This is a genomic window from Enterococcus sp. BWB1-3 (assembly GCF_016745275.1).
Taxonomy (GTDB): Bacteria; Bacillota; Bacilli; order Lactobacillales; family Enterococcaceae; genus Enterococcus_L.
The window spans coordinates 270,456-281,408 of record NZ_JADOEP010000002.1 but is presented as its reverse complement, the minus strand read 5'-3'; the positions used below and the strand labels follow the sequence as shown (position 1 = coordinate 281,408).

Below are 10,953 nucleotides of genomic sequence, written 5' to 3'. Positions count from 1 at the left end.
ACTCCTTTTTGGTTGAGTTTAGTCACTTTAATCTTATAAGGTCGTGTGCTTTTTGTATACCTTAAAATCAAAAAAAGTGGGACAATAATTAGATTTTTTTCTGACTATTGTCCCACACTCATTCTGTTTTTTTTTTAGGTTTCATCATCGGAAGTTTCCTAAAAGGGGGAAAAATGGAAAAGTATTTTATATACTGGAACATGTTCTTAATAAGAAAGCCATGAAGAATATGTGTCAGACCTTTAGGGTATATCTTTTATCACGAAAGCCCAGAAATGGTTGGCGAAGATTGATAGGTACATCAGGGAGTTATTAATCATTCATTACAACACAAAACGAAAAAAAAATATAGAAAATGACATGTAGTGGTTAATCCACTAGAGGGGAAATTAAAGAAACTAGCAATTGAGTAAAACTGTAATGCACAAGGCAAAGAATGTTGGAAAGTCGTATGAAGGAAAACTTCACGTACGGTTTGATGAGGGGGAGCTGAAAGTAAAACACCGAGCCGAGGCTCGGTGTTTGAAATCAGTTTTCTACTCTACTGATTTAATGTTATTTTTAGTATATAACTATGAGTTATTATTTATATACTGCACGTTTTGCAACATCTGATAACCGAACAAACCAAGGTTTATCTAGCACAAAGCTTGGCATTGCTTTTCCATTATTGGCTTTGTAAATATCGTTTAAAATATTAATTTCATCAGGATTCCCGATTGGAGTCAATCCTTTTCCATCAAAATAGTAAACTAACGACTCATTTGTAACTCTAAAAAAACATTGCATTGTAATCTCTCCTTTCGTAGTTTCAGGTTCTTCTTTTAAAAACAGATCAACCTCATCTTTTCTTCGGTTGACCAAACCTTCTAGGATTTGGCCCCCTGCATAAACATATTTTTTCATTTCAGCAGCTGCAGACTGCCATTGCTTTTGATTCAAATAAACCAACAGTTGAGAACCACTAAGAATATTTACTCCTAGATTGAAGTGAAAGCTGACTAAGGCATCAAATTGATTCTGTGTCAATTGAACGGTTACGTAGTTAAAGATACCTACAGCATGGTTTTGCATATCTTCATCCAGAAATACGTTAGCTTGTGCTTCTGTAATGACCAATCCAGCATAGACTCCTTTGGTATGCCCATAACCTATTGTCCAAACTCCAACAGAGTCCTGATAAGCATTCAGCCTTAGAGCTTCCCACTTCTTAATCAAATCCCTTCCTTTTGAGGACGGTTTCATGTTTTCATTTGCCATCTTTTTTATCCTTTCATGCAAAAAACTTATTGAAAGTTTTCTGATTGTGTCTCTATATGAGCACATTGCGTTTTGCAACATCTGATAACCGAACAAACCAAGGTTTATCTAGCACAAAGCTTGGCATTGCTTTTCCATTGTTGGCTTTGTAAATATCGTTTAAAATGTTGATTTCATCGGGATTCCCGATTGGAGTCAATCTTTTTCCATCAAAATAGTAGACTAACGACTCATTTGTAACTCTAAAAAAGCATTGCATTTTGGTGTTCTTTTTTGTCCCATCTTCTTCCTCTAGTGAACTGCTAAATGGTGGATGAATCCAACCTGCTAATTTTCCGTAGGATTCTAAATATTTAATATATCGTTTTTCTGCCGGATAATTGATTGTTGGTGCTGTACCTTTGAAATTTTGATCAACAACCCACATACCTGCCGTGTCAGCAGATAATATGAGACCTGTATGTCCCCATTGACTACCGTATATCTCCATAATGAAAATATCACCTGGCTTCGGATAACTATTGACTGTCTGATTTATCACTTTAAAACCAGCCCTGTTACCAGTACTTAATAAATCAATTGCTCCAGCTCCTGGAAAACTTGTTGAGAAGAGTTCAAAGGCATAAGAATTAATTAGATCAAAACACTGTGCCCCAGCAAAACCATCAAAATCATAGGTTTTTCCAATGGAATTATTTATCCACTGAAGACCCTGAGCTTGTGTCGTCATACTGATTTCTCCTTTCATTTTATTTAGAAATTCAGCGCTGTTATTTCTATATACCTATCATAATACTAATTAGCTTACTAAAACTTTCAAATCACTGTCATTTTACTTTCAAAGTTAAATATGAGAGACGCTTATCTTCTGGCAATTGGAATAAAAGAAGCTATACTTGTAACTGTTTCGGTTTTTGATGCATAAATTACGCAAAATATTAGTTTGAATGGGGAAATACGATAACTTTGAAGTCTAAGTCATGATGGAATAAGTAGAGCTATAGCTTGTTGTGACCTTTCATAGACCCATAAACCAACATATTTCATGAATAGGATAAGGAAGAGATATCCCTTCTTTATCCTGTCCGGTATCAACCCATATAGATCAATATATAATGGCAACGAGCATCGCTCAATCAGCTTTCTATAGTATTAGTGCGTAGGCAGCCAATTTGACTTTATTAATATTAGAACTTTGTGAAAAGCATAGCAGCTTCTGTTGCAATGACTGTAAGAATGAGTTATAGTAATGAAACGAAGTTAAGAAGAAATGAGGAAAACAGGTGGAAAAGATCTCCATTTATGGATTAACAAAAGACGAACTGATCAACTGGTTTATAGAACATGGTGAGAAAAAATTTCGAGCAACTCAGGTCTGGGAATGGCTATACATAAAACGGGTTCGAACATTTGGTGAAATGACGAATCTATCCAAACAGCTGATTGAAGTTCTTGAAGAAGCATTTATCATTAATCCGCTGCGTCAGGTGATTATTCAGGAGTCTCAAGATGGGACAGTTAAATATCTTTTTGAACTTCCTGATAAAAATATGATTGAAACAGTCCTGATGCGTCAGGAATACGGCTTGTCTGTTTGCGTAACAACTCAGGTGGGCTGTAACATCGGCTGTACGTTTTGTGCCAGCGGACTTCTGACGAAACAACGAGATCTGACTGCCGGGGAAATAGTGGCGCAGATTATGGAAGTTCAGCATTATTTTGATGAACGCCAGAAAGAAGAACGTGTCAGTCATGTAGTTGTCATGGGTATTGGCGAACCATTTGACAATTATGATAACTTAATGGATTTTCTGCATGTCATTAATGATGCAAAAGGACTGGCAATTGGTGCACGCCATATTACAGTTTCAACTAGCGGTCTTGTACCTAAAATTAATGAGTTTGCAGAAAATGGTCTGCAGGTAAATTTGGCTATCTCACTTCATGCACCGAATAATGACGTTAGAACGTCCATTATGAGAATTAACCGAAGCTTCCCAATAGAGAAGCTGATGGCAGCAGTAGACAATTATCTTGAAAAAACAAATCGACGAATTACATTTGAATATATTATGCTGAACCATGTAAATGATCGCCCGGAGCATGCCCGTCAGTTGGCAGAGCTTCTGAAGGATAAGAAGAAATTAACCTATGTCAATCTGATTCCTTATAATCCAGTCAGCGAACATGACCAATACAGCCGCAGTGATAAAGCAGATGTATTGGCGTTCTATGATGTTCTGAAGAAAAACGGAGTAAATTGCGTGATTCGCAAGGAGCATGGCACCGATATTGATGCAGCCTGCGGACAGCTGAGAAGCAAGCAAATCCAAAAAGAAAAGAAAGTAACAGCAAAATAGAAAAAAGAAGACTTTGGAATAAAACAAACTCAAAAAGTTAGACCGAAAATCTAACTTTTTGAGTTTGTTGCAGAAGGAGTCTTTTTTTGGTGTCCAATTATTTTTTTGTTAACGAACCAATCCAAACTTGAAATTATCCCGCCAAGCTTCAATTTCTTCTGTCGTGTCAATTTTAAGTAATGTATAAATGGCGTGGGCAAAATCTACTGCTGCGGTTTCATTAGCTGTGATAAATCCTTGGTCGACGACGACCTGAGCTTCTTTAAAATGATCAGCTCCCTGATAAGCCGGTTTCTCATCTTTGAAGTAAGCAAATTCATCTCCGGTATGATCAACGGAATCCAGAAAACCATGTCTGGCTAGAAAAATGGTTGCTCCGCAAATAGCAGCAATGGGTATTTCATGTGTTCTGATTTTTTCAATGAATGTGCTGATTTGCTTATGCTCCGCCACAGACTCTTTCCAGTAAAGACCGCCGGGAATAATCAGAAGTGCAGTCTTTTCAAAATCTTCGAAGCTGTCTATTGTCAGGTCAATCATTGCTCTAAGGCCGCCGATTGAAGCTTTGGGATCGGAATCTATAGAAAGGGTTTTAACTTTGTATGGAGCAGTATGATTGATGTTGGAAATTGCATAGCTGGCTTCCCAATCTGCCCATTCATCGGTTAAAAGCAGTAAAACAATTTTTTCACTCATAAGCATCCCTCCTTATTTTTTTTAGTATACAAGATTTTGGCAGGGAATAGTAGCAGAGAGTGTGAAGAAGTGGGCTGATAATAGATGTTCTTTTTAAGAAAAGAGAAAAACAGACGACCTGCAAAAAAAGAAATGAATGGGGGAAGTTTGGCTGACTTTAGAATCGAAAAGAGGATTTGTGACAGTAGTCTGTCTTGGATATTTGCAACCGAATAAACGGTGTTCCAGTCTGTATATACTTTGAGGATTGGAGCGAGAGCCTTCAATTCTAAATGGCAAAGCCATTTAGAAATTGTTGAGAATCACTATTTTGTAAGAAAGCCTCGGGCTTGCCCGAGGTTTCTTATAGAACACTCATCGTAGTTTAGTTCATACTAGCGTTAAACAGTACTTACCTAGTTCTTAAAACTGGGTACTTCTGTCTCTACGAGTCTCACATTGTTCGATTCTCAATACAAATGTGCACCTATTTGAAAAAGTATTGGCCTGCCTTGCAAGGAACCCCCTCAGACATGCGACGAGCATTCGAAGAAGCGAAGGAGCAAGCCCTTGCAGGACCTTCAGACATGCGACGAGCATTCGAAGAAGCGAAGGAGCAAGTTCTTACAGGACCCTCAGACATGCGATGAGCATTCGAAGAAGCGAAGGAGCAAGCCCTTGCAGGACCTTCAGACATGCGACGAGCATTCGAAGAAGCGAAGGAGCAAGTTCTTACAGGACTCTCAGATATGTGACGAGCAATCGAAGAAGTGAAGGAGCAAGTCCTTGCAAGACCCTCAGACATGCGACGAGCATTCGAAGAAGCGAAGGAGCAAGTTCTTACAGGACCCTCAGACATGCGATGAGCATTCGAAGAAGCGAAGGAGCAAGCCCTTGCAGGACCTTCAGACATGCGACGAGCATTCGAAGAAGCGAAGGAGCAAGTTCTTACAGGACCCTCAGACATGCGACGAGCATTCGAAGAAGCGTAGGAGCAAGCCCTTGCAGGACCTTCAGACATGCGACGAGCATTCGAAGAAGCGTAGGAGCAAGTACTTGCAGGACTCTCAGATATGTGACGAGCTGGAATGGCAACAATTTTTTGACAGTTTCTATAAATAATTGAGGCACATCCGTTTGTTCTGTTACGGTTGCCATTGACAATGAGCCTTCTGGGGTATGTGTTTTCGTCTTGTCGCCTGAGCCTAGAAACGGCACAGACGATTCCCTCCGGATAACATCCCTCAACTCATTGTCAATGGTTCGCTTCGCCAACGAACCACCGTAGATCGTGTTTTTTAACGCTCTATTTTCCACAGAAAAATTGTCAAACAAAGTGTAGCCTATTCAAGCATTCGAAGAAGCGTAGGAGCAAGTACTTGCATTCCTCCTCAGAAAAGCAAAGAGCTGTCACAACCTCTTTGCTTTATATCTCAATCTGTATCACCCGAACTCCCATTTTTTCAATGGTATTCAGAGATTCAGGTGAGGCAAAAGAATCTGTAATTAAATAATCAATATCTTTTATGTTCCCGCTGGTAAAATTAGAAGAAACTCCAATTTTTCGATAATCTGCTACTACAATTACTGGTCCTCTTGTTCTTTCTATAATCAGAGAATTGATTTTTGCTTCATGCAGAACAGGCGTAGTGATGCCATTTTCAAGACTCAATCCGGAGCAGCCGATAATGGAAATATCGGAGGACATTTTTGAAAAAGATTCAATGGCAATATCGCCAACCAGTGCTTCTTTTGGAAATCGAATTTCTCCTCCCGAAAGAATGACTGTTGAATTGGGATTATGATCAATGTTGGCAACTTTCACATTATTTGTAACGATTGTCACGCGCTTTTCTTCCAGTTTTTTTATGGCAGCCAAAGCAGTAGAGCTAGTATTAATAAAAAGAGTATCTCCATCTTTGACGAACTCTGCGGCTTTTTGGGCAATACAGCATTTTAGACTTTCCAGTTCCTTGTTAAACACCTGTCCGTTCTCTTTCTGAAGAATCCTTGCTTTTCCGTGCTCTCTTAAAATCAAGCCCATTTTTTCCATAGCATTCAAATCTCGACGAATAGTAATTTCTGATACAGCTAACATATCACTGATTTCTCTGACAGTAACTATTTCTTTTTCCTTTACTATCTCAAAAATCTGATCTCGTCTGTTCTGAATTGTTTTATACGAACTTTTCATGTTTATTCTCTCCCCGCATTAAACTATATTTATGCACAGTGTTTTGCCTACAGACCGTGACTTGTTAATGAAGTGATTGCCTTCTGATGTATCTCCGCTTTTAATAAGACTGCATCCCTGCATATAAAACAGGTAAGCGAGTTCCCGATTGTTCAGGCGACTTGTATCTACTTGGCTAAAGGCTTCAAGGCTCTTCTTGTTTCTTCCCTGTAAATAGAACTTGATTCCTTCAATTTCATGCCATGAATAGAGTCCGCTGAGCTGCTTCTTTTTCAATGATTTAAGTTTTACTATTGAATTCAAAATATGCTCTGCATTCTCATAATCTTCTAAAAAATAATAGCAATGAAGCTGTGTATGATAGTAAATGAAAAGATAGTCATAGGTTGAACGGAAAAACCTTTCATGTTTTGCTAAGTGTTCCAGGCAATTTCTGTATTCTCCCTTATCAAGAAGAAGCAATGCATCAAAAATATACATAGAACGCTTGAAACCGTTAAAAATATCTTTTATTTCCAGCACCATTTTCAAGTTCTCAGCCCGAGGAATATCACAATCAATCGTTAGAGCATAAATCATCTGTTCATATTTTCTTTTTAAATACTCAAAAAGAAGGACCACTGTCAAAACGATACTGCCGATCAAACCAAAAATAATCTTCGCACCTAGTCCATCTGTATTGCTGACTAAATATATGATATATACCGTGAAAATCAAATAAATAATCCAAAGTAAAATCTTCTTACTAGTATAAAAAAAAGACCAAAATATTTTCTTCATTTCCATCACCTCATCGCAATAATATCACAAAACGTTCTTAAATCAACATTAAAATACTTAAACGATCTAAAAATAATTGTATATCAATATAAATGATCCTAAAAATGTTTAATGATCGTATAAATGGATTGAAAACGGTTAAATTTATTGTAGAATGAAAATGTAAACGAAACAGAAAAAGCAAAATGGAGGTAGCATATGGCAACAATTAATGATGTGACAAAAGAGAGTTGGATTTTAAGCACGTTTCCGGAATGGGGAACTTACTTAAACGAGGAAATAGAAAATGAAGCAGTTAAGGCAGGAACTGTGGCGATGTGGTGGTTGGGTTGTACAGGTATTTGGCTTAAGTCGCATGAAGGAACAAATATTCTTTGTGATCTGTGGTGCGGGACAGGTAAACGAAGCCATGGAGATGGAAAAATGAAAAAAGGGCATCAAATGATGCGAATGAGCGGTTGTGAAAATATGCAGCCAAACTTAAGAACACAGCCGTTTGTCATTGATCCCTTTGCGGTAAAAAATGTAGATGCACTGATTGTTACACATATTCATTCTGATCATTTGGATATTAACACAGCTGCTGCTGTTCATCAAAATTGTCCGGAAGCTCGTTTTATCGGTCCCCGGGAGGTTGTTAATACCTGGCTGAATTGGGGCATTCCTGAAGAAAAAACGACTGTGGTAAGACCGGGCGATCGTGTGACAGTCAAAGATATTGAGGTGGTTGCTTTGGAAGCATTCGATCGTACAGCATTAGTGACATGCGAAAATCCTGAAGTGACTCTGAAAGGAAAAATGCCTCAGGATATGGATGAAATTGCAGTAAACTACTTATTTGAAACATCCGGAGGAAATATCTACCATGCAGGAGATTCCCATTATTCCAATATGTTTGCCAAACACGGGAATGAGCATAAAATTGATGTCTGTCTGGGTGCATACGGAGAAAACCCAAGAGGAATAACAGATAAAGTTACGTCAGTTGATATGCTGAGAATGGCAGAATCATTGAATGCCAAAGTAGTGATTCCGGTGCATTATGATATTTGGGCAAATTTCATGGCTGATCCCAAAGAAATTACTGAAATCTGGAAATTTAAAAAAGATCGTTTGAATTATCAGTTTAAGCCGTTTATCTGGCAGGTTGGCGGAAAATTCATTTATCCGAATGATAAGGACAAGCTTGAGTTCAATTTCTATCGTGGATTTGATGATGTATTTACAGTGGAAAACGATACACCGTTTCCATCGTTCCTCTAATCGTCAGAAAAGTCGCTGGAAATTTAGCAGGATAAGCTGCAGTTGATTCCGATATCCACGGAGTCAACTGGAGTGTAAGTAATCAGAACTAAAAAGGTTAATAAATGATTTATCAAAAATGAAAGGGGATTCAACATGCTTGGTTATTTTTATGAAAATGATTTGATTCGATTGAGTGAAAAAGTACCTGAGAATTGGGAAGAAGCTGTTAAAATCAGCTGCGAAAATCTTCTGGAAAAAGAAATCATTAATCAGACGTATATAGACGAAATCATTGATTGTGTAAAAGAATTTGGTCCCTATATTGTCATTGTTCCGGGTGTCGCAATGCCTCATTCATCAGAAAAAAGTGAAGGAGTATTTGGTACGGCAATCTCTTTTACAAAAATGCCGAAGGAGATTGTTTTTGAAGAGGGAAATGCTGAAAAAAATGCGAGCCTGTTTTTTACTCTGGCAGCAAAAAACAGCGAGGAACATGTTCAAAATATTTCAAAATTATCGGAAATGCTGATGGTGGACGGCTTGATTGATGATTTATCTGCAATTGAAACAATGTCGGATTATAAAGATGTGATGGAGAAATATCAATTATAAGAAAGAAGAGGATAGAATGGAACAGGTTTTAGATTTTTTATTAGGGATTTGGGATTATTTTGCTGCAAACATCCTGACACAGCCAGCATTTCTTATTGGATTTATAGTGTTATTGGGTTACATGTTATTGAAAAAACCATTTTATGAAAGTGTTGCCGGTTTTTTAAAAGCAACAGTTGGATATTTGATATTAACCGTGGGCTCCGGCGGGCTAGTTAATAATTTCCGCCCTATTCTAGTTGGTTTAAAAGAACGATTTAATCTGGATGCAATGGTTATTGACCCTTATTTCGGTCAAAATGCAGTGACAGCAGGGATTGAAGAGACATTTGGACGGACTTTCAGTGATACGATGATCTTGTTGCTGATTGCCTTTGTCATGAATATTTTGCTGGTACGCTTTAAAAAATATACGAAGCTGCGGGCAGTATTTACAACAGGCAACGTTCAGATTCAACAGGCTGCAACCGCATTCTGGCTGCTGCTATTCTGTTTCCCTGATTTGGGACGTGTGGAAATGCTTCTGGTTATGGGATTGGTTCTTGGTTGCTACTGGGCAGTCGGTTCTAATCTAACTGTTGGAATTACACAGGAATTAACGGAGGGTGCCGGATTTGCGATCGCCCATCAGCAGATGTTTGGAATTTATATCTTTGCCAGACTGGCTGAGAAAATGAAAAAAGGGAAAAAGAATAAACGGATTGAGGATATGAAATTCCCCGGCTTTCTTTCTATCTTTAATGAAAATATGGTCTCCACTTCCATTTTGATGCTATTCTTCTTTGGAATTATTATGCTGGTACTTGGCAAGGATTATCTGATTCAAGCAGAATTTATGGTTGAAGGTCAAAGCTTTTTCTTCTACATTCTGCAAACCTCTCTGTACTTTGCTGTTTATCTGGCTATTCTGCAGTTGGGAGTTCGTACCTTTGTGGATGAACTGACAGAATCATTCCAGGGGATTTCCAACACACTTCTGCCGGGAGCTGTTCCGGGAATTGATGTATCGGCATCTCTGGCTTTTGGTTCTTCAAATGCGGTAACGATTGGTTTTCTTTTTGGAGCACTGGGACAATTTCTAACAATCGGATTAATGATTTTATTCAAGTCGCCGGTTATTGTTATTGCCGGGTTTATTCCATTGTTCTTTGACAATGCAGCAATCGCACTTTTTGCAAATCATCGAGGCGGAGTAAAAGCGGCGTGCATTTTCCCGTTCCTGTCAGGAATTATTCAGGTAATTGGATCAGCACTGATTGCTTCTTTTGTAGGACTTGCACAATATGGAGGTTATCTTGGAATGTTTGACTGGGCAACAGTCTGGCCTGCATTCACTGTCATCATGAAATTCCTGGGATATGCCGGTATTGGTATTGTTGTACTGATTCTTCTGGCAATTCCTCAATTCCAGTATCGTGCGAATCCGGAAGGCTATTTCCTGATTACAGAAGATTATGATGAATATGTAAAAAAAATGGCTGTTTAATTAAGCTCAGTAGAAAAAAATAATTTAGGAGGATTTTATTATGAGAGTATTAGTATCATGTGCAAACGGATCAGGAACAAGCTTAATGATGAAAAAGAGTGTGGAAAAAGGTCTGAAGGATCTGGGATTTGAAATAACGAAAATTCACCATTGTTCGATTGCAGAAGGGAAAAGCTCTGCTGCTCAATATGATGTTGTATTTACACCAATGAACTTTTTGAATATGTTTGATAATGCAAAAGAAAAAGGTATCACTGTCATTGGAATTAAAAATGTGATGTCAGCAAAAGAAGTACAGGAAAAAGTGAAGGAAACGGACTTGGGAGAACGATTCCTGTAAA

10 protein-coding genes are annotated in these 10,953 nt (G+C 38.2%); 5 read left to right on the top strand and 5 right to left on the bottom strand.

Annotated features, from left to right (window positions below; genetic code table 11):
- Positions 1 to 582: 582 nt before the first annotated feature.
- Together IW492_RS03060 and IW492_RS03055 are read right to left on the bottom strand one after the other, a co-directional pair.
- Complete coding sequence (locus IW492_RS03060) at positions 583 to 1,260, bottom strand: lysozyme (RefSeq protein WP_202065007.1); 678 nt, start codon at positions 1,258 to 1,260, stop codon at positions 583 to 585.
- Between the two features lie 52 nt (positions 1,261 to 1,312).
- Positions 1,313 to 1,990, bottom strand: a complete 678-nt coding sequence (locus IW492_RS03055; protein WP_202065005.1) for a CHAP domain-containing protein — start codon at positions 1,988 to 1,990, stop codon at positions 1,313 to 1,315.
- Between the two features lie 553 nt (positions 1,991 to 2,543).
- Between IW492_RS03055 and rlmN the strand changes: the two genes are divergently transcribed.
- Complete coding sequence (gene rlmN, locus IW492_RS03050) at positions 2,544 to 3,620, top strand: 23S rRNA (adenine(2503)-C(2))-methyltransferase RlmN (RefSeq protein ID WP_202065003.1); 1,077 nt, start codon at positions 2,544 to 2,546, stop codon at positions 3,618 to 3,620.
- A gap of 108 nt (positions 3,621 to 3,728) precedes the next feature.
- Here rlmN and IW492_RS03045 read toward each other — a convergent pair whose 3' ends face one another.
- The 3 genes from IW492_RS03045 to IW492_RS03035 form a co-directional block, all read right to left on the bottom strand.
- Entirely contained in the window at positions 3,729 to 4,316 is a 588-nt protein-coding gene (locus IW492_RS03045; protein WP_202065001.1) for a DJ-1/PfpI family protein, read from the bottom strand.
- Between the two features lie 1,405 nt (positions 4,317 to 5,721).
- On the bottom strand, positions 5,722 to 6,489 hold the full coding sequence (locus IW492_RS03040; protein ID WP_202064999.1) for a DeoR/GlpR family DNA-binding transcription regulator: 768 nt from the start codon (positions 6,487 to 6,489) through the stop codon (positions 5,722 to 5,724).
- 18 nt (positions 6,490 to 6,507) lie between these two features.
- Positions 6,508 to 7,269, bottom strand: a complete 762-nt coding sequence (locus IW492_RS03035) for a hypothetical protein (RefSeq protein ID WP_202064997.1) — start codon at positions 7,267 to 7,269, stop codon at positions 6,508 to 6,510.
- A gap of 198 nt (positions 7,270 to 7,467) precedes the next feature.
- Here IW492_RS03035 and ulaG point away from each other — a divergent pair, with 198 nt between their 5' ends.
- From ulaG to IW492_RS03015, 4 genes are all read left to right on the top strand, one after another.
- Positions 7,468 to 8,532: an L-ascorbate 6-phosphate lactonase gene (ulaG, locus tag IW492_RS03030; protein ID WP_202064994.1), complete on the top strand. Its 1,065-nt coding sequence runs from the start codon at positions 7,468 to 7,470 to the stop codon at positions 8,530 to 8,532.
- Positions 8,533 to 8,667: 135 nt separating this feature from the next.
- Complete coding sequence (locus IW492_RS03025; RefSeq protein WP_202064992.1) at positions 8,668 to 9,126, top strand: PTS sugar transporter subunit IIA; 459 nt, start codon at positions 8,668 to 8,670, stop codon at positions 9,124 to 9,126.
- A gap of 16 nt (positions 9,127 to 9,142) precedes the next feature.
- A complete protein-coding gene (locus IW492_RS03020; protein ID WP_202064989.1) occupies positions 9,143 to 10,612 on the top strand; it encodes a PTS ascorbate transporter subunit IIC in 1,470 nt (489 codons plus the stop codon).
- Positions 10,613 to 10,652: 40 nt separating this feature from the next.
- Positions 10,653 to 10,952: a PTS sugar transporter subunit IIB gene (locus tag IW492_RS03015; RefSeq protein WP_202064987.1), complete on the top strand. Its 300-nt coding sequence runs from the start codon at positions 10,653 to 10,655 to the stop codon at positions 10,950 to 10,952.
- Position 10,953: the final 1 nt, after the last annotated feature.

Bases quoted from the DNA above. Each gene is read 5' to 3' on its own strand.
- IW492_RS03035 (WP_202064997.1), bottom strand. From the start codon at position 7,269: ATGAAGAAAATATTTTGGTCTTTTTTTTATACTAGTAAGAAGATTTTA.
- IW492_RS03015 (WP_202064987.1), top strand. From the start codon at position 10,653: ATGAGAGTATTAGTATCATGTGCAAACGGATCAGGAACAAGCTTAATG.
- IW492_RS03020 (WP_202064989.1), top strand. From the start codon at position 9,143: ATGGAACAGGTTTTAGATTTTTTATTAGGGATTTGGGATTATTTTGCT.
- ulaG (WP_202064994.1), top strand. From the start codon at position 7,468: ATGGCAACAATTAATGATGTGACAAAAGAGAGTTGGATTTTAAGCACG.
- IW492_RS03045 (WP_202065001.1), bottom strand. From the start codon at position 4,316: ATGAGTGAAAAAATTGTTTTACTGCTTTTAACCGATGAATGGGCAGAT.
- IW492_RS03040 (WP_202064999.1), bottom strand. From the start codon at position 6,489: ATGAAAAGTTCGTATAAAACAATTCAGAACAGACGAGATCAGATTTTT.
- IW492_RS03060 (WP_202065007.1), bottom strand. From the start codon at position 1,260: ATGGCAAATGAAAACATGAAACCGTCCTCAAAAGGAAGGGATTTGATT.
- IW492_RS03055 (WP_202065005.1), bottom strand. From the start codon at position 1,990: ATGACGACACAAGCTCAGGGTCTTCAGTGGATAAATAATTCCATTGGA.
- IW492_RS03025 (WP_202064992.1), top strand. From the start codon at position 8,668: ATGCTTGGTTATTTTTATGAAAATGATTTGATTCGATTGAGTGAAAAA.